This is a genomic window from Hyphomicrobium sp., from assembly GCF_003987855.1.
GTDB lineage: Bacteria > Pseudomonadota > Alphaproteobacteria > Rhizobiales > Hyphomicrobiaceae > Hyphomicrobium_B.
This window is the reverse complement of the sequence record NZ_RXIZ01000001.1, coordinates 199833-224774: the sequence shown is the minus strand read 5'-3', so window position 1 is coordinate 224774 and position 24942 is coordinate 199833. Positions and strand designations below refer to the sequence as shown.

Annotated in this window: 28 protein-coding genes; 13 read left to right on the top strand and 15 right to left on the bottom strand. The window is 57.8% G+C overall.

All coding sequences use genetic code 11. The features are described 5' to 3' along the window. Positions 1–853: trypsin-like peptidase domain-containing protein (locus tag EKK30_RS01085; protein ID WP_290978944.1), on the bottom strand; the 853-nt coding region annotated here is incomplete at its 3' end. 288 nt (positions 854–1141) lie between these two features. Here EKK30_RS01085 and EKK30_RS01080 point away from each other — a divergent pair. Next, the gene (locus EKK30_RS01080; RefSeq protein WP_290978940.1) at positions 1142–1660 is read left to right on the top strand and encodes a DUF1269 domain-containing protein; all 519 of its coding nucleotides are present in this window, start codon (positions 1142–1144) and stop codon (positions 1658–1660) included. 98 nt (positions 1661–1758) lie between these two features. Here the strand turns inward: EKK30_RS01080 and EKK30_RS01075 are convergent, their stop codons facing one another. Further along, positions 1759–2853: a polysaccharide deacetylase family protein gene (locus EKK30_RS01075; RefSeq protein WP_290978937.1), complete on the bottom strand. Its 1095-nt coding sequence runs from the start codon at positions 2851–2853 to the stop codon at positions 1759–1761. A 239-nt stretch (positions 2854–3092) separates the two neighbouring features. Between EKK30_RS01075 and EKK30_RS01070 the strand changes: the two genes are divergently transcribed. After that, positions 3093–3530 carry a GNAT family N-acetyltransferase gene (locus tag EKK30_RS01070; protein ID WP_290978934.1) on the top strand — a complete coding sequence of 146 codons (438 nt, stop codon included), beginning with the start codon at positions 3093–3095 and terminating at the stop codon, positions 3528–3530. A gap of 6 nt (positions 3531–3536) precedes the next feature. Here EKK30_RS01070 and EKK30_RS01065 read toward each other — a convergent pair whose 3' ends face one another. From EKK30_RS01065 to EKK30_RS01045, 5 genes are all read right to left on the bottom strand, one after another. After that, positions 3537–4499 carry a DUF6232 family protein gene (locus EKK30_RS01065; protein WP_290978931.1) on the bottom strand — a complete coding sequence of 321 codons (963 nt, stop codon included), beginning with the start codon at positions 4497–4499 and terminating at the stop codon, positions 3537–3539. A gap of 95 nt (positions 4500–4594) precedes the next feature. Next, positions 4595–5944, bottom strand: coding sequence for a hypothetical protein (locus EKK30_RS01060; protein ID WP_290978928.1), 1350 nt, complete (start codon positions 5942–5944; stop codon positions 4595–4597). Between the two features lie 101 nt (positions 5945–6045). Beyond that, positions 6046–6714, bottom strand: coding sequence for a DUF5655 domain-containing protein (locus EKK30_RS01055; protein WP_290978925.1), 669 nt, complete (start codon positions 6712–6714; stop codon positions 6046–6048). Positions 6715–6726: 12 nt separating this feature from the next. Beyond that, positions 6727–7218 carry an isoprenylcysteine carboxylmethyltransferase family protein gene (locus tag EKK30_RS01050; RefSeq protein ID WP_290978922.1) on the bottom strand — a complete coding sequence of 164 codons (492 nt, stop codon included), beginning with the start codon at positions 7216–7218 and terminating at the stop codon, positions 6727–6729. Between the two features lie 62 nt (positions 7219–7280). After that, entirely contained in the window at positions 7281–7721 is a 441-nt protein-coding gene (locus tag EKK30_RS01045) for a hypothetical protein (protein WP_290978919.1), read from the bottom strand. Positions 7722–7897: 176 nt separating this feature from the next. Here EKK30_RS01045 and EKK30_RS01040 point away from each other — a divergent pair, with 176 nt between their 5' ends. Genes EKK30_RS01040 through EKK30_RS01030 form a run of 3 tightly spaced genes read left to right on the top strand, consistent with a single transcriptional unit; the run spans position 7898 to position 9945 of the window. Beyond that, entirely contained in the window at positions 7898–8326 is a 429-nt protein-coding gene (locus tag EKK30_RS01040; protein ID WP_290978916.1) for a hypothetical protein, read from the top strand. Between the two features lie 38 nt (positions 8327–8364). After that, positions 8365–8817, top strand: coding sequence for a DUF1489 domain-containing protein (locus tag EKK30_RS01035; RefSeq protein ID WP_290978913.1), 453 nt, complete (start codon positions 8365–8367; stop codon positions 8815–8817). A gap of 21 nt (positions 8818–8838) precedes the next feature. Continuing rightward, positions 8839–9945 (top strand): pyridoxal phosphate-dependent aminotransferase, encoded by a 1107-nt coding sequence (locus tag EKK30_RS01030; protein WP_290978909.1) that lies wholly within the window; start codon positions 8839–8841, stop codon positions 9943–9945. A 35-nt stretch (positions 9946–9980) separates the two neighbouring features. On the opposite strand, the gene EKK30_RS01025 is transcribed toward EKK30_RS01030, so the two are convergent. Next, entirely contained in the window at positions 9981–10625 is a 645-nt protein-coding gene (locus tag EKK30_RS01025) for a TetR/AcrR family transcriptional regulator (RefSeq protein WP_290978906.1), read from the bottom strand. A 73-nt stretch (positions 10626–10698) separates the two neighbouring features. Between EKK30_RS01025 and EKK30_RS01020 the strand changes: the two genes are divergently transcribed. Both EKK30_RS01020 and EKK30_RS01015 read left to right on the top strand, forming a co-directional pair. Then, positions 10699–11865, top strand: a complete 1167-nt coding sequence (locus EKK30_RS01020) for an MFS transporter (RefSeq protein WP_290978903.1) — start codon at positions 10699–10701, stop codon at positions 11863–11865. A gap of 126 nt (positions 11866–11991) precedes the next feature. After that, entirely contained in the window at positions 11992–12300 is a 309-nt protein-coding gene (locus EKK30_RS01015; protein WP_290978901.1) for a hypothetical protein, read from the top strand. Positions 12301–12365: 65 nt separating this feature from the next. Here EKK30_RS01015 and glnA read toward each other — a convergent pair whose 3' ends face one another. Both glnA and EKK30_RS01005 read right to left on the bottom strand, forming a co-directional pair. Then, a complete protein-coding gene (gene glnA, locus EKK30_RS01010; protein WP_290978899.1) occupies positions 12366–13775 on the bottom strand; it encodes a type I glutamate--ammonia ligase in 1410 nt (469 codons plus the stop codon). A gap of 100 nt (positions 13776–13875) precedes the next feature. After that, positions 13876–14214, bottom strand: coding sequence for a P-II family nitrogen regulator (locus tag EKK30_RS01005; RefSeq protein ID WP_290978897.1), 339 nt, complete (start codon positions 14212–14214; stop codon positions 13876–13878). Positions 14215–14502: 288 nt separating this feature from the next. On the opposite strand from EKK30_RS01005, the gene EKK30_RS01000 reads away from it, so the two are divergent. Further along, positions 14503–16050 (top strand): NAD(P)H-hydrate dehydratase, encoded by a 1548-nt coding sequence (locus tag EKK30_RS01000; RefSeq protein WP_290978894.1) that lies wholly within the window; start codon positions 14503–14505, stop codon positions 16048–16050. A 12-nt stretch (positions 16051–16062) separates the two neighbouring features. On the opposite strand, the gene EKK30_RS00995 is transcribed toward EKK30_RS01000, so the two are convergent. Next, positions 16063–16635 (bottom strand): thioesterase family protein, encoded by a 573-nt coding sequence (locus EKK30_RS00995; protein WP_290978891.1) that lies wholly within the window; start codon positions 16633–16635, stop codon positions 16063–16065. Between the two features lie 173 nt (positions 16636–16808). On the opposite strand from EKK30_RS00995, the gene EKK30_RS00990 reads away from it, so the two are divergent. From EKK30_RS00990 to EKK30_RS00980, 3 genes are all read left to right on the top strand, one after another. Next, positions 16809–18500, top strand: coding sequence for a tetratricopeptide repeat protein (locus tag EKK30_RS00990; protein WP_290978888.1), 1692 nt, complete (start codon positions 16809–16811; stop codon positions 18498–18500). Positions 18501–18531: 31 nt separating this feature from the next. Continuing rightward, the gene (locus tag EKK30_RS00985) at positions 18532–19983 is read left to right on the top strand and encodes a deoxyribodipyrimidine photo-lyase (RefSeq protein WP_290978885.1); all 1452 of its coding nucleotides are present in this window, start codon (positions 18532–18534) and stop codon (positions 19981–19983) included. A 187-nt stretch (positions 19984–20170) separates the two neighbouring features. Further along, positions 20171–21031 carry a L,D-transpeptidase gene (locus tag EKK30_RS00980; protein ID WP_290978882.1) on the top strand — a complete coding sequence of 287 codons (861 nt, stop codon included), beginning with the start codon at positions 20171–20173 and terminating at the stop codon, positions 21029–21031. Between the two features lie 39 nt (positions 21032–21070). On the opposite strand, the gene EKK30_RS00975 is transcribed toward EKK30_RS00980, so the two are convergent. Together EKK30_RS00975 and EKK30_RS00970 are read right to left on the bottom strand one after the other, a co-directional pair. Then, on the bottom strand, positions 21071–22231 hold the full coding sequence (locus EKK30_RS00975) for a DUF1134 domain-containing protein (protein WP_290978879.1): 1161 nt from the start codon (positions 22229–22231) through the stop codon (positions 21071–21073). A gap of 77 nt (positions 22232–22308) precedes the next feature. Beyond that, positions 22309–22719 (bottom strand): thioesterase family protein, encoded by a 411-nt coding sequence (locus EKK30_RS00970; protein ID WP_290978876.1) that lies wholly within the window; start codon positions 22717–22719, stop codon positions 22309–22311. Positions 22720–22902: 183 nt separating this feature from the next. Here EKK30_RS00970 and EKK30_RS00965 point away from each other — a divergent pair, with 183 nt between their 5' ends. Beyond that, entirely contained in the window at positions 22903–23247 is a 345-nt protein-coding gene (locus EKK30_RS00965) for a hypothetical protein (protein WP_290978873.1), read from the top strand. Here the strand turns inward: EKK30_RS00965 and EKK30_RS00960 are convergent. Next, positions 23209–23646 carry a hypothetical protein gene (locus tag EKK30_RS00960; RefSeq protein WP_290978870.1) on the bottom strand — a complete coding sequence of 146 codons (438 nt, stop codon included), beginning with the start codon at positions 23644–23646 and terminating at the stop codon, positions 23209–23211. The genes EKK30_RS00965 and EKK30_RS00960 overlap by 39 nt on opposite strands. 285 nt (positions 23647–23931) lie before the next feature. On the opposite strand from EKK30_RS00960, the gene EKK30_RS00955 reads away from it, so the two are divergent. Beyond that, a complete protein-coding gene (locus tag EKK30_RS00955; protein WP_290978867.1) occupies positions 23932–24351 on the top strand; it encodes a hypothetical protein in 420 nt (139 codons plus the stop codon). Positions 24352–24427: 76 nt separating this feature from the next. On the opposite strand, the gene EKK30_RS00950 is transcribed toward EKK30_RS00955, so the two are convergent. Next, positions 24428–24715, bottom strand: coding sequence for a hypothetical protein (locus EKK30_RS00950; RefSeq protein WP_290978864.1), 288 nt, complete (start codon positions 24713–24715; stop codon positions 24428–24430). Positions 24716–24942: the final 227 nt, after the last annotated feature.

Sequence of the window (24942 nt, the reverse complement as noted above, 5' to 3'; positions counted from 1 at the left end):
CAGCGGGGATATCGAACGCAATACCAACTGAGCCGCCGGACGGCGAGAAGATCGCGGTGTTTACGCCAACGACTTCGCCATTCTGGTTAAAGGTCGGGCCGCCGGAGTTGCCTTTGTTTATCGGGGCATCGATCTGGATGAAATCATCGTATGGGCCCGAGCCGATATCACGGCCGTTTGCCGAGACGATACCAGCGGTCACCGTTCCACCCAGTCCGAACGGGTTCCCCATCGCGACGACCCAATCGCCGATCCGGGGTGACTTGGAGGCGAAGCGCACATAGGGGAAGTCAGATGAACCATCGACCTTGAGCAATGCGAGGTCCGTCTTTGGATCGGTTCCGGCGACCTTAGCTTTAAAGCGCTTACCGTCCGGGGTCATGATCTCGACCGTCTTGGCGTGATCAACGACGTGGTTGTTCGTGATCAAGTAGCCATCGCCTGAAATGAAAAATCCTGAGCCCTGAGCTTGCATCAGGTGGGGCTGCTGATGGCCGTTTTGCTCCTGCGATTGCGGACCGAACTGGAAGGGCAGACCTTGGAGCGGATTCTCGCCCTGGCCTTGCGTGTCGGCAACGTCATCGACCTGCTCTGCCTTAACAAACACCGAAACGACGGCCGGCTTAACCCGTTCCACCAGATCGGCAAAGCTTGGCACACCCTGAGACGCGGAGCTCGGGCCGCTGAGGTCGGCAACAGGCGTTAACAATGAGTTCGAAGATTTATCAGCCGCATAGGCAGATCCCGCTCCGATGATTGCGATGGCGGCCGCACAAGCCGCGAGTTTGGATTTGTGTTTCGCGATCATCATGACGGAGCCAGACTTTGGCGGGCTCATGCGTGTGTCTTCCATTCCTATCGTTCCTGATCATGGAGGGGTGCGCGCGTCGGGGGGAAACACGCGTCCCAGGCTGGGGGTGATAAGAAATTGCCTAAGCCAAGCTTTCCGGAATCCGTCCAACGGCTTAAAAAACAGAAAGCAAGCCCTCTTAACCGTTGCGAACCGTGGTGTGCGGCTAGGCCTTGGTGGAAGGCCGACAAGACCGTGCAAGTTAGTTTCGTCGATTTGATCTATTTCGTTGGCAAATAGGTGCAGAACCTCGAGGTATAGGTTCGAAGTCTAACTGTTGGAGTTGCCCCAATGTCTGATCTCGTCGTCATCGTCTATCCGTCGGAAGCCAAAGCCGAGGAGATGCGCACGAAGCTTTTCGATCTTCAGAAGGAATATCTAATTGAGATCGGGGACGCCGTTATCGCCGTTAAACATGAGGACGGGAAGGTAAAGCTTAATCAGCTCATCAACACAACGGCAGCCGGTGCGCTGTCGGGCGGGTTCTGGGGAACGCTGGTTGGGATGATCTTTCTCATGCCGCTGCTTGGTGCAGCCGTGGGTGCGGCATCGGGAGCACTCGGCGGTGCGCTGGCGGACTACGGCATCAACGATGATTTTATGAAGAATCTTGCGGAGAGCCTTCAACCCGGAAACGCCGCTCTCTTCGTCGAAATCAAGAAGATGACCGAAGACAAGGTACTCGAAGCGATCAAAGGCACCGGTGGTGTCGTGCTCAAGACTTCTCTCGATCACACCAAGGAGCAGGCACTCAGAGACGCGATCTCCGCGCATGCTCCTTCCGTTGCTCCCGCAGCCTCGGCTTCTTAGCGGAAGGCGATTTCGGAGCCGAGCTGAGCGCTGCCGGGCTTGCCGGTGGCGCAGCTCGGTCAGACGCGGGTCCTGGCTAACTGCGAGATCGCGATAGATTAATTGAAGAATTGCCAGGGAGACGCGTCATCTTTGGCTTTGCCGGCTCTTCGATATTTGGAGACGGGAATTTTAACCGGCGCTGCATCGTCGGAGCCGCCATCAGCCACATCCGGCTTCGTCGCAACCTTGCGATAACGGGCAGGCAACCGGTGTCGCGTTCCCGCCGACGGAACATTTTCTGCGGTCGGAGCAGCGGACATTGGCCAGACGATCGAGCGCGAGACCATCGGGTTGGCTTTTTTTGCCGCTAGTTTGGCGGAAAGCGCCTTCTCCGCGGCAGCATCGTAGGACGCGATCGTTTCGGTCTGTCCTTTCGGGACGAGTTGCACGACTTTGTAGCCCCGATCGTGCAGTTCTTTCAGAAGGTCGGGAACCTGCGCGGCCGTCCAGGGATGAATGTCGTGCATCAAAATGATGCCCTTCTTCTCCTTGGCGAGCTGCGAGAGAATGTTTTGCTCAACGACCTTTGCGCTTCTCGTCCGGTAATCCTTGGAGTCGATATCAACCCATATCGTGCCGATATTCCGGGTCTTGAGGTAAGCTTCGGTTTGCTTCGTTGAATTCAGATACGGGAAACGGAACAGTGGCGAGACGGGCGAACCCTTGGCTTTTGAGACCAAGGAAACTGCCGCTTCAATCTCCTGCTGCGCCTTCGCTGTGGAAATGACGTGGATGTTCTTATGAGACCACGTATGCGTTCCGACAGTGTGCCCCGCGTCGATGACTTCCTTGACCAAATCGGGATCGGCAAGGGCCATCTGACCGACCATGAAGAAGGTCGCCTTCGTACATTGAGCGGCGAGCGCCTTCAATATAGGGCCGGTTACGGATTTCATCGGCCCGTCGTCGAACGTCAGGACGACCTCGCCGTCGTTGAGAAGATGCTTGGCGGAAGCCTTGTCGCCACCGACGTCGACACCGCCCGCGGTGTCGATTTCGACGATGCGAGACACACCCAACCGCGTCGTGTCGCCTGCGCAGGCATCCGCTTTGACGGAGCCGCCGGCTTCGATCTCAGCCCAAAGTGGGGTGTGCGCCGCGAGGCCTAAGAAGGTCGCAACAGCCAGGGTATAGGCGAATGCCTGCCGCATCTGTCTCACTTCGTGTCGGAGTCGGAACGGACTTTTACGGATGCGAACATGAATGATCAAGCAACGGGCAATCACCGCCACCGATACGTGCGGAGCCTGTTACTGAAGTGCCGCGTTGGTCCCTCCATTCTTACCAATTTGACAACAAGAGCCGACTTCGTCGCAGCTCTGGCATGAGCTGACTTTGGAATCTAAATGCGCCATAGCACCTCTGTCAGGAGAAGAGGTGCAGCAGTACGATGATCAGTGTTCGACGAGTAGAGGCGGAAGATAGGGAACGGTGGCTCGAGCTTTTTCGCGATTACATTGTTTTCTACAAGGCCAAGGTTCCCGAGGCTGTCATCGGAGAGACATGGCGCCGGCTTCTCAACCAGGAAGACAACATGATGGCGCTTGCTGCGGTGAATGAGGCCGGGACCATCGTAGGAATCGCGGCTCTCGTCTTCCATCGTTCGACTTGGTCGCCGACTTGGTATTGCTACCTTGAAGATTTGTTTGTCACGCCAGAAGCGCGTGGGCTCGGCGTCGGAAGGGCATTGATCGAGGGTGTCTACGCGGAAGCCGATCTTCGCGGAGCGGACAGGACCTACTGGGCGAGCCAGGAGCAGAACGCAACCGCCCGCCAACTTTACGATAGTATCGGCACGCTCACGGAATTCGTGCAATATCGCCGCTGACGAGCCTCAGACGAGCCCGCTGATGTGTTCGAAGAGTTCGACGGCCTGCGGATACGCGCCGAGGATTTGAGACATCTCGCCAGATAGTTCGCGAAGACGGATCTTTTGCGAATTCGTGGGCGTGCCTGCGCGCATCAGGAGTTCAAGCTCGGAAAGCCGCTGCTCAAGATGCTGCGTGCCGGTTTGGCGGGCGTAGAAGCGATGCATTTCAACGATGGCCGGCAAGACACCGCTGTAATCGACGAAGGTCTCGGCGGCGGGCGCGTTCGCCACGTTGTTCCCATTCATCGGCGCAGCCAACGTGGGCTGAGGGCGTGTTGGGCGCGCTGGAGGACGCTGATTTTCAGCCGGGTTTTGGCGCTGGCGACCGCCTGTCGGTTGCGAGCGTTCCTCGGGTATCCGAGACGATTGGCCAGCGTGAGCCGCTCCATGTTCAACAGACGATGGCGATGGTAGCGCGGCCGGTTGGGCGCCAGGCGAAGCGATGTTTTCGATATGCCCGCGTTCGAAGCTGACATTAAACGTCATCGTTTCGTCGCCGCGATTGATCTTGTCCGTCAGTAAGGTTCGGACTTCCTCTAGAATGGTGCGGTCGGGCGCGGTGAAACGGGATAGCACCCCGTCGGTCGTGGAAATCAAGAGATAATGTGTCTTGTCGTCCGGGCGGAGAGCGAGCGCTGCAAAGACGACGGCTAGGAAAGCAAGCACCACCGTTCCGCCCGTCGGCGAAAGTGGTCCCCATGAGAAATCGGGGCGCATGGAGCCCAGAGCCATCAGGACGAATAGAAGCGTGAGAAGCCAATAGATCGCAATTGGCCGGTGGGCGACGTGGGTGCCCGTGCTGACGGTGGCGATATTCGCAATTGCTATGGTGCGCGTCGGCGTTGAAAGCACGCGGCGATCGATCCGCAACGAACCGAAAGTTTTGGTCGCGGCCGCGCTCTCTCTAATTCGTCCCGTAAAAACCATCGAAAACCTGCTCATCGGACTACGGTAATAGTCCGACGAGAAACATAGTCGATGCGGCAAGGAAACAGAAGCCTTGCATGGATGTCACACGCTCATCAGCTCGCCGGAGCGTCAAGTTTCCTGGTGAGATCTTCGAATTCTCTACGCAACTCGTCGCTTTTGAAGATCTGTTCGAAGCTTGGGGCTTCGAGCCTCTGGATTGCTTCGAACGATGTCGAGCTTTCTCGAATCAAATTGCGGAGCTGCACGCTCGCTTCGACCGTCTCGTAAGTGTTGTCGGCGATCTTGAGGTCATGCGTTGCCTTGAGGCGCGCCCCAGCAATCTGCTCGCGCTGCTGCTGAAGATACCGACGATAAGCCTTGGCCGCTTCATCAGCAACCTTCTGACTGTCCTGGTTTGACTGGAGCGCACGCTGTTGATCCGGCCTGTTGTCAGCCTTCATCAACTCAGCTGTGCGGGTGCGGGCGGAAGCGATATCGGAAATAATTGCGTCAAGCTTGGGCAGGTATTGCGTATCGATCTTACTGATCGTCGCGTCCTGCGCTTGGACGAGCATGGCAAAAAGCGCGGCGTGCATGGCGAAGTATCGGCGGGCCGCTTCCATGTTGTCGCCGGTCGAGCCGATGAGCTTGGCGAGTTGCCCGTCGATCAGCTTGGCAGCGTTGAATACGGCAACGAGCCGAACGAGATCGCCCGAGAGTACGCTGTCGAGGAGAAGATCGACCTGTTCCTGTGTGAGCTCGACTCCGGCCGCCTTGAGGGAGGCAACTATCTCCGCCTTGGCGTTCTTTATTTCTGACCGGTTCGCATCAATGCGCTTGTTGTTCTCTGCGATCTGGTCCTGCAGCGATGATACAGTGTCCGTGAGGATGCCAGGGAAATTTGCATCCTTCGGCGCGACGAGTTGCTTCTCCTTCAGCTTCACATTGGCGTCTTCGAGCTCGCGAATATTGTGGCGCAGCATCTCGACACGCTTCTGGACTTCCACCACTGGAGAATTGGTGACCACGGCAAGCGCAGCGTCGAGGAGATCACGCACCTTGGCATTGCGATCTTCGCGAGTCTCCTTCCAGAACGGCGGAATGATGTAGTCGTCGCGGCTTGGGAGCTTGTTCGTTCCGGCGCGAGTGTCGGCGGCATCCCGAAGAATGGCGTCAATCGCTGCCATCAGCGTCTTGGCCTGCTCGTACTGCGGATCCCCATCACGAGGATCGGCCATCGCAGCTTTGGCAGCTTCTTCCTTCGCGCTCGGCTTGGATGGCTTTTTCGTTGGATCGAGCGCGTTGGCGTTGACATCGTCGGCGGTTTTGCCTTCGACGGCTTTCAGCCAATCAGCGATGGCATCGCGCTTGGAGGCTTGCGCGTGAGCGCTGCTCGAGAATGCGAGCAGAACAGCAAAGATTGAAAGAAAATAGCCCGCTTTGGGCCTCCGTTCGACCGACATAGGCGCCTCCGGGCGACAATGGCGATGAAAATTCCGGCAAATCAATGGTGCTGACCTACAGTGGCGCATGCAATCTATGAAGGTCGCGTGTTGTCGAAACGTTACCGTGCGGATGCGGCACGGATCATGCGCCGAAATTCTTCGTCGATGCTGCGCACGTCGTCGAGTACGAGCATTTGCGAAAATGGCGGAGGAGATTTGTTGATTGTTTCTGAAGGTTTGCTTCGAGCGGCCTCCAGGCCGAAGTTCGCGTAAAGGCGGATCCGCTTTGGGGCGGGATGAAGAGCTGCAAAGGGCTTCGCCGCTGACATCATTACCAGCGGTCCAGCCACTTCAAACCGAGTATCCGGCCGAACGCGTCCAACCTCACGAAGGATATGCTCGGCGAGTGGGCGCAAGCCTTTGGCCTCCGTTAGCAGGCCCTGGACGGTTTTATCCGGCGGCGCAGGGCTAGACGGCGTTACCACGAGCCGCTGACGAGATGGGGGTTCCTCATCGACGAGATCACGAATGGCCGTGGAGCGGGGCTGGATCCGCGCTGCGCTGCTATCGTCTCCATAAATCAGGCGGCCGCCGTTGTGATGGATGCGTTCGAGCCAGGATGCCCAAGAAAATTGGAAGCCCTGATGCCGGAGCCAGTCGATGATTTCGTTGCGTTCCGTATGCCCGCTTTGCGCGATGGCGTTCATCCAGCCGGCCAGATCTTTTCCGGTGTCCTCGGCGAGCCCAGAGATGAACTCCCGTTCCTTTTCGGCATAGGTTGCGGACATGGTATTCGGTTGTCAGATCCAGCGCCTCGATCGAGCTTTGTAGGCAAGGTACTGCTCGCCGAACGTCGCTTCGAGATGACGTTCCTCCGGGATGATTTGTAGCAACGTCACCGCTATAGCGAAGAGCAGTGCCGCTGCCACGAACCAAATTGAAAGCGTTATTTGCGCTCCATAGAGGAGCAGCAGAACTTCGCCAAGGTAAATTGGATTGCGGAACCTGACGTAAGGTCCGGTTGTCACGAGCTTCGTCGCCGGACGGTGAGGAAGATAGGTCGTCCGGTGCGCCCTGAGTGCCAAGAACGCGGATACGATCAGCAGGATTCCCAGCAACCCAAAGGCGATACCAATAAAGTGCGCTGGGAGATCGTCGAGCCCGGGCCAGGGCAGCGGAGTCACGGCCGTCAGAGCCTCGGCGATAACGATGGCGAGGGCGAAGAGAACGGGCGGCCAAGGGAATGTCGTCGCGGCAAGGGCCGCAATGGGTGGAAACGCCCGGTTGGTCATTACGTCAATCTACACTGAAAATACCCCGCGGTCAGGAGAGCCGACGCTTGCCACTCGCTAGTTTACTGAGGGGCCGGAGCAGGGGCCGCGCTTGCCGCCTTTGGCTTTTTGGGCGCGGGAATGGTTGGTGAAGGAACGTCGTCGATCTCATTTTTGCGAAGTTCGGCGTCAAGGTCGTAGCTTTTGCAACCTTTCTCAACGAGCCGCTGGTTATAAGTTCGCAGCTCGGCGACCTTTGCATCGTAATCGCCTTGCGGGTTCACGCCGTGCGACAGGTTCCCAAAGGTCGCTGCGAAACCTGTTTGTATTCCCCTGGATAAAGCAGATGCTTGATTGCGGTCTTTGAAGCCTCGCAACTCCATAACGCTCACCTGAATGCGTCCAGAAAGCTGCTTGCAGCTCAGCTTGTCGGCAGGAGCATCCTCCTTTTTCTTCTTCGCCAAAGCGGCCGATGGCATTGCCAGCGCTAGGCAGACTAAGACGTGGAGCAGGGATGGTCTCATGGTAGCTCACATGAACAGGACGGGATAACCGATATCACCAGCGGGGCAACCTCAAGGCAAACTCTGGGTACCGCAGACACTTGAGCGGCATTGACGCCGGTCGGCGAGATCGTATTGCTTTTCGGATCGGCGCTTGGCCGGGTCCATGATGTTCTCGCTTCGTGACAGGTAATCCAATGCGGAATCGTTGGCTGTGTGTCGTTCTCCCCCTGCTTGCGAGCGGAACGCCCACCTTTGCCCAAGATGACTTTCCAACCCACTTTGTGTGTGATTTCAACCAAGGCTATTCCTGGACCTATGACGCGGGGAAATTCCAGGCGGCTCCCCCGGCGGATCTGGCATTTGAAATTGGCGACGTCGACCTCGAGCGTCAGACGGCTTCCCTCATTGTAAAGGACAAACCTGCCAATGGGCTCAAGATCGTGAGAGCCATCAACGCCAATCATTTTCTGGAGGTCGTCAACGAGGGCTTTTTGAACCTCACGACGATCTATGACCGCGATCCGACGACGGGCAAGTATCCTGCTGTGCATTCACGGCATTTTGGACTGTTTGGCCAGCCCGTGTTCGCCCAATATGCGGGGACCTGTTCTGCGAAGAAATGATCAGTGTGGATAGCGGAGTTGCCCTTCAGCCGGAGCTGATGCAAAACGCACAGATGACATTGAACCTCGTCAAGCTTTGCGTCGGAGTTACCACGGTTGACGAGCTTGCAGCTTGGCAGACGAAACATCGTCGTCGCCGGAGCAAAGACGGTATCGATTGTGCCTATCATCGAACATTTCAGACGCCTAAGCGGCAGGCTGAGTTGCTGGAAGGCGGATCGCTCTATTGGGTGATCCGGGGCGTCATTCTCGTTCGGCAAAAGCTAATCGGCTTTGAGGATGGCGCCAAGGATGACGGTTCATCCTGCTGCAACCTGATGTTGGATCCTAAGCTGGTTTTGGTCCGACCGACGCCTCGGCGCGCTTTTCAGGGATGGCGTTATCTAGACGCAGCGGACGCGCCCGCTGACATTAAATCGGGTAAGAAGGATCAGACTGCGGCGATGCCGCACGAGATGCGCAAGAAGCTAGCGGATCTCGGACTCATCTGATCGCAACCGGCCGAGCCCATCATGTCCCGTCCCCCGTTCACCGCCACGATCGCGGCTCTCCCACGCTTGGTTCCCTTCGTCGGACCGGAGGCTATGGAGCGGTCACGTGGACGGGCTTTTCGAGCGCGACTTGGGGCAAACGAGAATATCTTCGGGCCATCGCCAAAGGCGATAGCCGTCATGCAAGATGCGGCGGCGGAGAACTGGAAGTACTCGGATCCTGAGAACTACGATTTGCGCGCGGCCATCGCCGAGCATCACGGTATCCCTATGGATTGCATCGTGGTGGGCGAGGGCATTGATGGATTGCTGGGCCTGACGTGTGCACTCTTTGTCGCGCCTGAAACCAATGTCGTCACCACCGAAGGGGCCTATCCCACGTTTAACTTTCACGTGCTCGCGCATGGGGGAAGGGTTCATGCGGTTCCGATGAGCAATTTCCGCGAGGATGTTCCCCGCCTCATCGAGACGGCGAAGGCGATCAATGCTCCGCTGGTCTATGTGTCCAATCCGAACAGTCCCATGGGGACATGGTGGACTGCAGGAGATGTCCAAAGCTTCATCGCGATGCTGCCACCGCAAACCCTGCTGGTCCTGGACGAAGCTTACTGCGACACCGCTCCCTCCGGAACGGCACCTCCTATTGACGTTTCAAACCCGCAAGTGATCCGATATCGCACTTTTTCGAAGGCCTATGGTCTCGCTGGTGCACGTATTGGTTATGCGGTGGCAGAACGGAGCACGATCGAGGCGTTCGACAAGGTGCGAAATCACTATGGCATCAATCGCGTTGGGCAACTCGGGGCGCGAGCAGCGCTTCTTGATCAGGAATATCTTGGGAATGTGGTCGCCCAGATCGCCGGGGCGAGAGACCGCATATCCGACGTTGCCGTCCGAAATGGATTTAAGGCTATCGCATCGGCGGCCAGTTTTGTTGCCATAGATTGTGGTCGGGATGGTTCGTTTGCGACGCGAGTGCTTCAAGGGCTTCTTGAGCGCGATGTCTTCGTTCGGAAACCCATCATCAAAGGTTTAGATCATTGCATCCGCGTTTCGTGCGGACGAGACGAAGATCTGGCCATCTTCAGCGATGCGCTCTCGGACGTACTGGCGACCGTTCACGCCTAGGTCACTCTCTTTCCCTGCGGCTGGCTCACGTCAGACTATTTCTTTTGTGCAGCCAGCGCCTCGATGCCGAGAAGAATGTTTGTGATCGCGGCTTCAAAAACGTCTTCGTCTCGGAGCCGGGCAAAGATCGGCAGAAGCTTCTTGGTCAGCGGCAGGTCATCTTGCTGTTCGATGTTTGCAAGCTCGGCTGCGCTCGGTTTGCTGAGGAGTCCCCCGATTTCGCCCGAACAGACGCCGAGGATCGCGGCATAGGTCGCAAAACCAAGGGCAGGGATCTCCTCTTCCGGTAATCCCGCGTCGAACAAAATTTTGTGCCATTCCTCCGCGACTTGCAGATCGCTAGGCCCGGTCGTCCAGAAGCGCAAAAGAAGCGCGAAGGCGTTAGGATGGCGCTTTGCAATCTTGCGATAAGTACGGGCAATCGCGACGAAGCGCTCCTGCCAAGGAAGAGAGCGTTGCGGCGCATGTACCTCGGCTTGCAGGCTATCGGCCACGGCGCGCTCGAGCCCTTCCTTGGAGCCAAAATGGTAGCTGAGAGTTGCCACATCGCAACCGATGGCGCGCGCCGCACAGCGAAGACTGAAACCCTCCAATCCCGCACGCTCTATTTCCATGAGCGCCGCTCGGACTAGGTCCGCCGCGATCAGCCCTCTTTGTCCCCGCGTGTGTCTCGCTTTCATCAGCGTTGAAATTGTCCCTTGCCCCTTAGCGCGTCAAGTATTATTCCAACACTGTTGAAATACGGGAAACCCGATGTCCGCCGCTTCAGACCGCGAATACAGCTCGCGCGAACGAGTCTTAAGCCTTGCTGCGATTATCTCCACGTCGTTTGGCGTGGGAATATCATTTGGCGTTGGGTTCCCGCTGACGGCGTTGACGTTTGAACTATGGGGTCAGCCGAGCTGGATGATCGGTCTGGCGGGTGCAGTGCCGGGTCTGGCCCTGCTGGTTACTCTTCCGATCGCGCCCCGCTTGATTACGATGGTCGGCCCGGTGAATGCGATCGCGAGCGGTTGCATCATCGGCGCGCTGGGTTTCTTGGCACTCGGCATTTTCCAGTCGCCTTGGGCGTGGATCGCCATCCGGCTCTTGATGAGCGCTGGCTTTGCGGTGCCGTGGCTCGCCGGCGAAACCTGGATCAATCTCGTCTCGCAGGAGGAGACAAGGGGACGCGTCATCGCCATCTACGCGATCGGCTTCTTCTCCGGTTACGCCATTGGCCCTGTGTTTCTACAGGCGCTCGGGATCGTCGGCCCTGGGCCGTTCATAGCCGGTGCGGCTCTCACAATCCTGTCAGGGCTGCCAATCCTATTCGGGCGAAAACTGGCTCCGGCCTTTCAGCATGACACGCGCCACGATATTCTTTCGGCGCTGAGGTCGGCGCCCATCGCCATGATTTCTGCTTTTATTGGCGGGTTCTCCGAAGTCACCATTTTGTCTCTCATTCCCACGGTGGCACTGGCCGCGGGTTGGAGTCAGGATCCGGCTCTTGCGCTGTTGACGATCACGACGGTTGGAGGCGTGGTGCTGCAGTTGCCCCTTGGGTGGCTGTCCGACAAGGTTTCCCGCTTCTCTTTGACAATCGTGTCGATCGGCATTTTCATTCTGCTCGCACTGGCTTTGCCCTTTGCCCTGCGCGATACCACCGCCGCGGTTGTGACCGCCTTTATGATCGGCGGTGTTATCTTGGGCTTCTACGCCTTCGGCTTGGCGATCATCGGCGATGGCAAACAAGGCGACCTGGCATCGTTGAACGCCGCTTACATCATGATGTATCAGTGCGGCGCTCTGGTTGGCCCGGTTTGCGCGGGAGCCGCGATGACCAATCACCCGATATGGGGGTTCGTTGCGCTCGTGATCGTGATCATGCTGATTGCTGCGATCGCGTTGTTTGTCTTCAAATTCCGCGAGCGGTCGTAGGGGCCCGCGCAATTTTTGCCCGCGCAGCACACGCGGTTTCGAACGCGAGACCATGGTTAATAGTTTGTTTGCGTCCGTCTGCTAGTTTCGCACAAGCTACAACACCCTCTTGCGTTCGCGATTGCCATGTTCCTTCGCTCGATCCTCTCATTCTTTTCCGTTCTGGCTTTCGGTGTGATGACAGCCGCTGCAGGCTTGGCGGTGATGCCCTGGATCTCGGGTCATGTGCCGGAGAACGTGCGGGCGCTAGCTCAAGGTTTGCAGTTTGAATCCGTTGCCGTGGGGATGGCTTTGGGCCTTACGCTCGGCGCGATCGGACGTTGCAACTGGTCGGATATCCCCCGCAGCATCGTCACTTGGTTTCTCGTGAGAGAGCAGAAGTTTTTCTATTATGCGCTGATCGCCGTTTGTGGCGGCGTGCTGATCTTTTACTGAGGCCCTCATGAAAAGAGGCGGCCCGAAGGACCGCCTCTGAGTGTCAATCTCGCGATCAAGAAACGTCAGACCGAGTAGTACATGTCGTACTCGACGGGATGGGGCGTCATCTCGTAACGCATGTTCTCTTCCATGCGCAGCGCGATGTAGGCGTCGATCATGTCATCGTTCATGACGCCGCCAGCCTTCAGGAAGTCACGGTCCTTGTCGAGGTTGTCGAGCGCTTCGCGGAGCGAACCGGAAACGGTCGGGATCTTGGCGAGCTCGGCAGGTGGCAGATCGTATAAGTTCTTGTCCATCGCCGGGCCGGGATCGATCTTGTTCTGAATGCCGTCGAGGCCGGCCATCAGCATCGCAGTGAACGCAAAGTATGGGTTTGCGCCCGGATCGGGGAAACGGATCTCGATACGCTTCGCCTTCGGGCTCGAGACGTGAGGGATGCGGCACGATGCAGAACGATTGCGTGCCGAATAAGCCAGCAGCACAGGCGCTTCGAAGCCGGGTACCAAGCGCTTGTACGAGTTGGTCAAGGGGTTGGTGAAGGCATTGATCGCCTTCGCGTGCTTCAAGATTCCGCCAATGTAGTGCAGGCACATCTGCGAGAGATCGGCATACTTGTCGCCGGCGAACATTGGCTGACCGCCCTTCCAGATCGACTGGTGGACGTGCATGCCAGAGCCGTTGTCGCCGTAAATCGGCTTCGGCATGAAAGTTGCCGTTTTGCCGTAGGCCTGAGCGACGTTGTGCACGACATATTTATAGATCTGCATGTGATCGGCCATTGTGATCATCGGACCGAACTTCACGCCGAGCTCGTGCTGAGCTGCCGCCACTTCGTGGTGGTGTTTTTCGACCGCAACCCCCATTTCCGAGAGAACAGAAAGCATCTCGGAGCGAATGTCCTGGGCGCTGTCGATCGGCGGCACCGGGAAATAGCCGCCCTTTACGCGCGGGCGATGAGCGAGATTGCCAGACTCTACGATCGCGCCGGAATTCGACGGCAGTTCGCTTGAGTCGACCTGATAGCCAACCGCATACATCTCGGTTTCGAACCGAACGTCGTCAAAAATGAAGAACTCTGCTTCAGGGCCGAAGTAGACTTTGTCGCCAATCCCGAGCGACATCATGTAAGCCTCGGCCTTCTTGGCGATCGAGCGTGGGTCGCGCTCGTAGGGTTGGCCGGTCGAAGGCTCTAGAACGTCGCAGAAGATTGCGACGGTCGTCTGTGCGAAAAAGGGGTCGATGTGAGCCGTGGACGCGTCGGGCATCAGCGTCATGTCTGATGCTTCGATCGATTTCCACCCAGCGATCGAAGATCCGTCGAAGGCATAGCCGTCCGTAAACACGCCTTCGTCGACAGTGCTGACGTCAGCCGTCACGTGCTGCATCTTGCCTTTGGTGTCCGTGAACCTAAAGTCCACGAACTTAGCTTCCTTGTCCTTGATAAACTTCAGGACGTCATTTGCATTCTTCATAGACACTCCCCTGTCTAGGCATTCGCACCACTCACGCGTGCCAAGTCGTTTGGCCGTTCAGGCCGGTTCATGCGTGATCGAGTTTCGTTCGCTTTTTTTATCAGATGGCATCGCGGCCGGATTCACCGGTCCGGATGCGAATAGCGTCTTCGATGGACGAGATAAAGATCTTACCGTCGCCGATCCGACCAGTTTTGGCGGCCTTTTGGATGGACTCGATCGCCTTGTCCAGCATGTCATCGCTCAAAACGACTTCGATCTTCACTTTCGGCAGGAAGTCGACGACGTACTCGGCGCCCCGATAGAGTTCGGTATGACCCTTTTGACGCCCAAAGCCCTTAGCTTCGATGACCGTTATGCCTTGCAAGCCGATTTCTTGTAGCGCTTCTTTGACTTCATCGAGCTTGAAGGGCTTTATAATCGCTTCGATCTTTTTCATTTTAGCCCCTTAAATCTTGGACAGCATGCCATTGGAAACCCACGCTCGCCCAGCCGCCCATGGCTAGCAGAGGCCGTGCCACCTGCGACGTTCTTGAGAAACATCACATATGTCATTGGCTTAGCAGGTCGATGCGGGTTCATAGCGGGTCATGGCTCACTTAATAAGCCTTAAAATGGTGCGGGTTGCGCAATTTTTGTGCGGAAATTTGTGCGCCGGCGGAAAATGGGACGAGGACGCTGAATTTAGAGGCAGTCCTGCGAGCTTAAAAAAATCCGGGATGCGGAAATGAATGAACTTCTCACTGCCGAGCAGTCGGGAGAGGCGGACCGGTTGGCAGCCAAGGCCGGAATTGCCGGCATCGATCTCATGGAGGCGGCAGGCAAAGCCGTCGCCGATGTTGCCAAAACACTGACGCGCGGTCCCGATACCCGGATTGCAGTACTTTGCGGTCCCGGCAACAACGGAGGGGATGGCTTTGTCGCTGCCCGGTATCTGCGCGACATCGGCTTCGACGTCCGGCTCTTTCTTCTGGGCGATCGAAATGCACTTCGGGGCGACGCGGCCGAGATGGCGCGGCGTTGGCCGCTGCCAGTTCGGCCAGCATCTCCGGACGCTCTACAGAGTATGCATCTTGTGGTTGATGCCTTGTTCGGCGCGGGCCTTTCGCGCCCGCTGGAAGGGGCGGCCGCCGAGCTCGTGACAGCCGTAAATGCCAGCCGGTTGCCCGTCGTGGCAGTGGATGTTCCAAGCGGTCTTGATGGAACGACAGGTGAGGTGCGCGGAGTCGCGGTTGAGGCGCGCCGCACAGTTACATTTTTCCGCAAAAAGCCCGGGCACGTGCTGTTGCCGGGACGCGAGCTTTGCGGTGAGGTCATTGTCGCAGATATCGGGATTCCAGAGAGCGTCCTCACCACGCTGAAGCCTGATCTTCATGAGAACGATCCGGCTCTTTGGATGAAACACTTCAATTGGCCCAAGAGCGGGGGGCACAAGTATAAGCGAGGGCACGCAGTGGTGGTGTCAGGCCCCGCTCTGCAAACAGGGGCGGCCCGATTGGGGGCACGTGGCGCTCTGCGAATTGGCGCAGGTCTGGTGACTTTGGTCGGAAATGCCGCCGCGACCGCGATCATGGCAACGCAAGTCACCTCCGTTATGGTTCGATCGGTTTCCGGTGCCGCCGGGCTTGCTGAGTTCTTGCGAGATACGCGCCGGAACGCTGTGTTGATTGGGCCGGGAGCTTCGGTCGGCAAGGATACGGCAAACGACGTTCTAGCAACCCTGAAGTCATCGGCTGCAGTAACGCTCGACGCCGATGCGCTGACATCGTTCACGACGTCCGATGAGGGCGAGAGAAGCGATAGCGGAATGGGGTTTCTCGCGCGGAATGGAGATCTGTCGCCGCGGGCCGAGACGTTGTTTGAAGCAATTCGAGAGCGGTCTCAACCAGTCGTCATGACCCCACATGAGGGCGAATTTAAACGTTTGTTCGGTGTGCTTAGCGGTTCCAAGGTGGAGCGGGCGCGTGAGGCGGCAAAGCTTTCCGGCTCGGTGGTCGTCTTGAAGGGCGCTGACACAGTCGTAGCCGCCCCGGATGGCCGCGCAGTCATCAACTCGAACGCGCCACCTTGGCTCGCCACAGCCGGCTCTGGCGATGTCCTGAGCGGATTTGTAACTGGCCTGCTTGCACAACGCATGCCGGCATTCGAAGCAGCGTCCGCAGCGGTCTGGCTACACGGTGCAGCGGCTGAGGCGTTCGGAATTGGGCTGATCGCCGAGGACCTCCCTGATGTCCTGCCTGGCGTTCTTCGGAAACTCCAAAAGTTGAATTCTTGATGGCTAGTTCTCTCAGGCGCCGAGGTGAGACGACGTCCTTCCAACCTGTTTCAGTTGGTCATCGGCGTGAAGAAATGCTTCGACTTCAGGTGTTGCCGGAGGACTGACCTCCGACACGCCCAAGAGGTTCATGAGACGCGAAATCTCGACGAACTTCTTTTCCTTGCGGTCGTAAAGGCCGCCTTTGAAAAGCGCTCGCGCCGAGGTCTGCCCGTCTCGAGGACCGCCATCGAGGACGAAAGTCTGTTCCATTACGACGAGATTTGTCCCCCAGCACAGAAGACGCGTCTCAAGCCGGAACTTCTGAAACAGGCGCAACTCGCGCTGAAATCGGACCGTCACGGCGCTGGCGATAGGCGTCCAGCGATAACGTAGAACCTGTCGCCAAAGGTCAGAACGGACCATTACATCGAGACGGCCAAGATCCATCAGGGTCAAGTAGCGGCCATTGTTCATATGGAATGAAATGTCGAGATCGTGAGGCCAAACACTGAAGGTCAGAGCCGATCCGTCGCTCGGCAGCGTCAGACGTCCCCGACGGCGCGCCGTTATGAGCACCCAAAGCAATCGGAACCAAAGGTTCATGGGTCAAAATCCATTGGACACGGTGACAGACCTAGGATCGCTTTACCCAAGCGTCAATTGGACGGTCCGACGCGAGCAGAGTTGTCGATTAAACGTCCCCGGGCCACAATGGCGCGCTAATATTCGATCTCTGGAGATTTGATTCTGACGGGCTTAAGAGGTTTCGCCGCTCTATGAACGGTTTGCGAATTTTGCCGGTCGCGCTTGTTCTGTTGTCGCTTGTCGGCGCGGCCCCCGCTTTGGCGGATGATCCAATCGCGGTGCCAGCGCCCGTTCCATCTCCGACGCCGGGCGAAGAGGGAGCTGCGCAGCTCATTCGAGGCGATGTCGCGAAAGCAGTGGCAGCCTATACGCTAGCTCTCAAGGATACGGGCCTCCCGAACGACAGGCGCGCAGCGATCTTGAACGATCGCGCCGTCGGCAATGTGCGCCTCGGGGAAACAAAAGCCGCGCTCGACGACTACAACCGCGCCATCGAATTATTTCCGGAATACCCGGTTGCCTACAACAACCGCGGTAACCTGCTGTTAGCGCTTGGACAGCTCGGCGAGGCGATCAAGGATTTCGATCGCGCGCTCGCTCTGGCTCCCGGCTACGCGGCCGCATATTCGAACCGCGGCAATGCCAAGATGAGAATCGGAAAATCAGATGAGGCATTGGCCGATTTCACGCGGGCCGTCGAACTCATGCCGGCGAGTGCTCCTCCCCTATCGGGGCGTGGGCTCGCCTATCTAGCCGTTGGTAAGCCGCACGCGGCCGTCCGAGATTTCTCGCGCGCCGTAAGCGCCGATGCCCGCTTTGCCTCCGCCTATCGGAACCGGGCTGAAGCGCGCATGTCGATCGGGCAGCGCGACGACGCAATCGAGGACCTCTCACGCGCGATCGCGTTCGATGCCAACAATGGTGAACTCTACGTCGTGCGCGGATACGCGTATCTTCTGGCGGGCAATACGGCCTCGGCCATCAAGGATTTTGCGCGCGCCATCGAACTCGATCCCAAATCGAGCGCCGCCTACGAGGGGCGTGGTCTTGCAAATGGCATCGCCGAAGCTTTCGATGATGCTTACGCGGATCTGAACAGGGCGATCGCGCTGGATCCGCGCTCAGCGGTTGCCTTCGCATTCAGAGCGTACGTGTATAAGCAGAATGGCCAGCCTGACATCGGCGCGAAAGACGTGGAGACGGCGATCAAGCTCGATCCCGACTCGCCCGAGGCGCTTTGGGCGCGGGGAGAAATTGCCGAAGCCAACGGACAAGCCGATACCGCGATCGCCGACCTGCGTCGCGTGCTGCAGATCAGGCCGAGTTGGCAGTTCGCTTCCGACGCGTTGAAGCGGCTTGGGGCATCATCGGATGATGTTGAGGACAAGCCCGACCCATCGCTCGACATCGAACGGTGGCACGTGGTCTTGCATGGAACGGATTATTTCGCGACCAGTGACGATTACCCCCAAATCCGGGTGCCGCTGGAGATGACAGGCCAAGGTCTGCCGAAGCTTCTCGCGTGGGAGCCGCAGAAGCCGCCTTACGCGGGCTATGGTATTTTGCGATTTGCTGGTGGCCAGGTTCAAGGAAAGAACGGCGTTGAAGAAACTGAATCGGCGGCGATCGTCGACATCAACGCGGCAAAGGTTTTGGCGATAGAACCACATCGACAGGGCAGCCGCGTCGCGACTTGGTCATGGGACGGCGATCGCCTGCAAATTGCCAGTGTCGACGGCGTTACGGACGAATATCAGCTTCGGCCGGTGAATGTTGCCGTCGTTGGAAACCGCGATCAGACCTACAGCGGCGATTCGGCTGCCCGGCAGGAGCGCCGTCGGTACAAGCCCAAGTCGATATTCGAGTTTTTATTCGGAAACTGATCTGAGCGCAGTGTGCATCCGTAACAGGAGCATGAGCGCCAATCCCGTCATCGTGTGGTTTCGAAACGATCTTCGCCTCCACGATCATCCCGCTTTGACTGCTGCGGTGAAGTCCGGCACGCCCCTCGTTCTTGTCTACATTCTCGATGATGACGCGGCTGGGCATTGGAAGCTTGGAGGGGCGTCGCGATGGTGGCTAGCCAACAGCCTCGATGCTCTCGCGAAAGACATTGAGCATCGCGGTGGGCGACTGCTTTTACGGCGCGGTGAAACTTCAAATCAACTGCAGCGGCTCGCTGAGGAAACGCATGCGTCGGCGATCTATTTCACGCGCGGGTATGAACCGTCTGCAGTCGCGCTCGAGAGCCGATTGCATTCGGCGTTTGCGAAAACTCAAGTGGCGCTCAAACGATATGGGGGGCGCCTAATCCGCGAACCCGAGGAGTTGCGAACCGCCGCCGGCAAACCATTTCAAGTCTACAGCCCGTTTTGGCGGGCTTTCACCAGTGATCTCTTAGTGGCGAAGGAGTTGTCGGCGCCGCGGCGGCTGGTGCCACCGGCGGAAGCCGTCGCTTCCGAGAAATTGACTGATTGGAACCTTTTGCCGTCAAAACCGGATTGGTCCAGTGGACTGGCTGATACGTGGGTGCCTGGTGAAGAGGGCGCGCGATCGCGTCTCAAGACGTTCGCCGCTGGCGCGCTGGCAACCTATGCACAGTCGCGCGACCGGCCGGATCAATGCGGGACCTCGCGGCTTTCACCGCATCTCGCATTCGGTGAGATATCTCCCGCTGCATGCTGGCGCGCGGCAGTTCACGCGCAGCATGAGAAAGAACTGGGCGAGAAATCGGTCGAGACCTTCATGAGGGAACTTGTCTGGCGCGAGTTCTCGTATTCGCTTCTTTTTCATCTGCCCGAAATGCCCGAGAAAGCCCTGAGGACTGAATTCTCAGCGTTCCCTTGGCGGAACTCTGCAGCAGATCTCAAAGCTTGGCGGAGAGGAGAAACCGGATACCCGATCGTCGATGCCGGGATGCGCGAGCTTTGGTCCACAGGCTACATGCACAACCGGGTGCGAATGATTGTTGCTTCTTTCCTAACGAAGCACCTGCTCTTGCATTGGACCGAGGGCGAAGCTTGTTTTTGGGACACGCTGGTCGATGCGGATCTCGCTAACAACTCTGCCAGCTGGCAGTGGGTCGCGGGATGCGGTGCAGACGCGGCTCCTTATTTCCGAATCTTTAATCCTATCCTGCAGGGACAGAAGTTCGATCCAGAAGGCAAGTACGTGTCGAAATGGGTGCCGGAGCTTGCGCGCCTTCCTGCAAGTGAACTTCATTCGCCTTGGGCCGCTAGCGTGAGCGCGCTGCAGCGCGCGGATGTGAAACTCGGAAAAACCTATCCGGAGCCCATTGTCGATCATCAGATCGCGAGGGAGCGAGCATTGAAAATCTATCAGAATTTGCCGCGCAGCACTTCATGAGGCACGCAAGGTGTGCCTAGCCAACGCGCGTGAGCACAACCTCCCGAGCACAAATTCGGAAACGGTTTCGTAAGCTCATTGAAGAGTATAGCTGTACGGGCTGCGAATTATTGGTAATTTCCATTAACGCTCCGGTGTCATTCGCCGTAGTATTCAATCACTGAAGTATTGCGTAGGGAGTTCACTAATGTTGCGGGCAATTGCGTTGGCGGCGACGTTCGTCGTTGCCGTTCCTTCTATTTCGGCCTTTGCCGAGCCGAACGGCAATTCAGCTAGCGGAGCGTCGACCACCTCGACGGAATCTGGGACTACGACCTACTTCGGAAAATCGTCTGACCCGAAGGAGGCTCAATCTCCGTCCAAAGGCGCTGCCGCCGCGAAGACAGAGCCGGTGGTCAAGCCTCGCCCACTGCCGCCGACGCTTACTGCGTCCGTCGACCTTTCGCGACAAACAATGACCGTGTCAGTGAATGGCGAGCCGCGCTACCGATGGACGATCTCCTCTGGCGCGTCGCAGTATCCGACGCCCACCGGGAGCTTCTATCCACAGTGGACGTCTAAGATGTGGTACTCGAAAAAATACGACAATGCTCCAATGCCCAACGCCGTCTTTATCAATGGTGGCGTGGCGGTTCACGGGACCTACCACCTGGCCGCACTCGGCATGCCCGCATCGCACGGCTGCATTCGTCTGGCGCCGGCGAACGCCAAGACGTTCTACAATCTGGTGCAGCAACATGGTCTGCAGAGAACACGTGTAACTGTCCACGGCCGACCCAACTATCGGGACGCGGTTGCGAGCCGCCGCGACTCGCGTCGCGATTACGACTACGCGAACAATGACGCAGGCTGGTTTTGGGGCGCTAGCGCGAGCGATGATCTCGATGCGCGCGAACTGCGAAAGCGAGATCGTAAGGGATACACGTACGTCTACATCGACGGTAAGCGTACGAAGGTCTATCGGCGCAAGGATGGCCAGTATGTCCTGAAGGACGGTCAGAAGCGCCGGCGTTATTCGCAGACAAGCAGCAATTACAGTGCGAACTAAAAGAAAGGCCCGGTGTCCCGGGCCTTTCTTTTGTTTATATCAAAATGGATTCCAGGTCGGCTGCTCGGTGAAGCGAAGATAACCGACATTCGCGCCGAGACGCATGCCTACGCCCGATCTGATCGGGGCCATGATCACGGGGCCGCCCTTCAGCAGCGTCAGGCCGACTCCGCCGACAAAATACGCAGATCCGTCGATGCCGGTGAAGTTCCTAAATATCCCATCGGGCGTATCCATGCGATAGATGAGAAACAATGTGCGTGAGCCCGACGCGCCGAGATCGGTGCCTAAAGAAGGGCCGTGCCAATAGACCGGCCGCGTGCCCGACATCGAACGCATATAAAGCGTACCTTGGCCAAATCGCAGCCCAGCGAGGAACGCCCCGCCGCCCTCATACCCGAGTACGTAAGCGGTAGGTCGTCCTGACTGCTTGAAGGCATGTTCAATAACCGCTGCGAGGTTGGTCGAAACGGCGCCGAAAAACCCTCGCGTCGCGTCGCGGATTTCGTCGATCGTGTAACCCTCTTCCTCGGGCGGCGGAAGCTGAGGCATCGGTTCTCTCATCGCCACTGGAGGAGGCGGTGACTCATCGGGCTTGGTGTGGGTTGCCCAACCCTCGTTGGGTTTGGAAGGCGCTTTCGGCTGGGCTACCGCCGCGGGCTTCTTTGGCGCTGGTGGCGGAGCAGGGGTGACGGGTGGTGCGACCGTAGGCGACGGCGTTGGAGCAGCGGCCTGACGGGATGACGGATTGTTCTGCTCAGCCTGGGCAATTTTCTCGTCCAGCCGCTTCAGCATGTAGTCTGATTTGGCTTTGACGATCGTGTTGAGCTCAGCGGCAGCCGCTTTCACTTCGTCGAGCTTGGCGCAATCGGGCTGAGTTCCCTCAGGTACTCGTCCGAGCGAGTCAACACGCAGCAGCAGTTCGCTGCTCTTCTTGTCGAAGTCTTCGAGCTTGGAATCCTGGATCGCGTCCAGGGCAGAATTCTCATAATCGGAATCGCTCAGTTTGAGCGCTTCCTTGTACCGCTTCAAACGCTCCTGCAGCTTCGGCTGAGCCTCCAGCGTCAGGGCTCGCAGGCTGGCACCCGATTGGTCCACTGCATCTGCAAACTCTTTCGACGTGCAGGTTGCCGCCTCTGCTATCTGAACGTTCGCGAAACTCGCTAGAGCGAAAGCGAACATTTTAAGCGACGATCGCATGGCATTGCTGCTCCAGTGGTTTGCTCACGCCCCATAGATGAGTCGAGATGAACGAGAGCAAACGATTGCCGACTGCCTCAGGGCAGGGATTTCGATTTGGCGGCGAGGCGCGCCATAAAGCGTGGCACATCAACAATGATGCGTGTGTGAACGCCAGAACCAATGGTTTCGATACCGTCATTTGCGGAGACGTCGAAGCTCACTTTGCGGCCATCGATCGCTGTAATGACAGCCGTGGCCGTGACCGTCGCTCCAATCGGGGTGGGCGCGATGTGCTTGACATCGAGATGAACGCCGAGGCTTTGATGGTCTGCCGGCAAACAGTTCCGTAAACAATCTACGGCGGCTGCTTCCATAGCGGCAACCATCATCGGACTGGCAAACACGGGTACATCTCCACTGCCGACGTGGGTAGCGAGGCGATTCTCGGTAACTGGAAAGCGCGCCGTGCCTTTCAACCCCACGACCAGTTTTGAAAAGTCAGCCATCAGCGTGCTCCCTGCAACCTGAAACGGCCCATAAGGGCTACTCACGGTCTGAGCAATAGCTTCGCTGGTCGCGCTAGGCGCCGTTAACCACAAGATGACCGGACGTGTACAAGTCTGCCATCCTTGATTAGCTCATTTTTGCATTTGGTAAGGTCAGTGGCGTCGCGAGTAGTCGGAGGGGCCGTGTTACGTCGCGTTCGCTGGTTCTTGGTAGCCTTTTCGACCGTGATGGCCCTCGCGCCGTTTTCGGGAATTATCGCTGCGACGGCCCTAGCCTGGTTTCTCGGCTGTGAGATCAACGACGTCACTGTGGAGCGTTGCACAGGTTTCGGCGCGGACCTTTCACCTGCCGTATCCGGCCTGTTGACGACGGCAAGTCTTGGCTGGGTTTCTTACAGCATCTTGCTCGTGGTGCTGGTGTTGTGGGCCAGCGGCGAGGCAATCATCGGTGCGTCCTCGTGGTGGGGACGCATGCGCTCATCGGGGAACTTAGGGGCGGGAGATTTCGATCAAGCCGGGGACCGCTGATCCTGACGGGCCGATTTCGGATAATGCGGCGGCGCAGCTTTCGTCGGCAACGACTTTACACTGACCGGAAGCGTCGTCCTGCACGCAATGTTTCACTCGGGTCCAGGCTTCGTAGATCTTCTTTTCCTGCGAACTGAATTCGGCGAGTTTGGCATCCGTGTATACCGACGGCAAAACGTTGGCCTTCTCCGTCAATTTCGCGCCGGGGCAGGTTTCTGAGGCGCCCAAAGCCTGGCCGTAGCGAGACCCGATGTCGTAAGGCGTCAAGTTCGTTGCGGCGATCGCCGCCCTCGTCGTGGTCAGAACGTCCTTTGCAGGTTCGGTCGCAAAGGCTGCTTGGCCAAACAGCACCGACCCGCCGATGGCGCAGCATGTGGCCCAATAGCCTATCCTTGGCACGCGCAACACTCCTTCTACATGATGATTGTAACGGCAATTCGTGAGCCACCAAGGGCAGTCGCACCCGCGTAACTTGTCCACTTGCTGAAGCTGCAAGCACGTGCTGGGCTTATACTTTTTCGTAAGTACAATCGATTTGCATTCCCGCAAATCAGCCGACCTCATATACCCTATCCGAGCTAATTTTCGCCCGAGTGCAACTTGCACCTTTCAGCCGGCCTGCGAGTGGCGGTACATTTTCGCTATGGGTCGCTTGCTCAAGCGCCGTCCTAGGAGAGACCTCACATGATCCCACGTAGTTTGGCATTTGCGGCTGCGCTCGCGGCTATCAGCTTTGCGGGCAGTGGCCCGAGCTTTGCTCTAACGTCCAAGGAGTGCAGCGTGAAGTATCAGGCGGCGAAATCTGCCGGTACGCTGAACGGTCAGACGTGGAACGACTTCAGAAAGAAAGAATGCTCTGGGGCGGATGCGGCGCCTGAGGAGAAGGCTGCTGCCAAGACCGAACCCACGCCGGCCGCAACAGCCGCGGTTTTTCCGAAAGCAATCGATCCGAAGTACTCGAAAGAAACTGCTGGCAAAGCCCGGATGCACACGTGCCTTGATCAATATAAGGCCAACAAAGGAAATGGCGGCAACGGCGGCCTCAAATGGATCCAGAAGGGCGGTGGCTACTACAGCCAGTGCAACGCCGCGTTAAAGAAATAAGCGCGCGGCAAGGTCTATCAAAGATCAAACGGCGAGATCTGCATCTCGCCGTTTTTTTAATACCCGGAGGTCAAGCTCAGCGCTTCATTTCCCGATCCCGCTGCCACGAGAGAAACAGCACGGTCACCAAGGACGTCAGCAGCATTGTGCCCAAAATGGCGGGCTGGCGCATGAAGGACTGCCAAACGTTGAAGCCTTCGATCCATCCGCCTCGATTGGTCAGCACGTTGTTCAAAACGAGGATTACGAAGGCCACGATCGAGGTCAGTCCTGTGGCGATGACGGCTTCTACAAACCGCTTGGTCAGTCGGGGTACCGATATCGAGTTGCGGCCAATAGCGAGTTGAGTCCGGTCCGACGACATGGTTCGCTCCATTGTTGCTTAAGCGAGGGGCCGGCGATCGCTTCGGAGCCCCGGATTTATTCTCCCTTTCTACCAGATTCGCGCCCTGAACGTGGCATGGGAGAGGCATAGGCGAACGATGCGTTGTTATAGGCGGGACGAGCTTTTCCGCTCTGTTTCGCAAGAACTCGCTCACCATATCGCAAGTCAGGAACGGCTCTCCGGCGCGATTTGGGTTATGCGTGGTG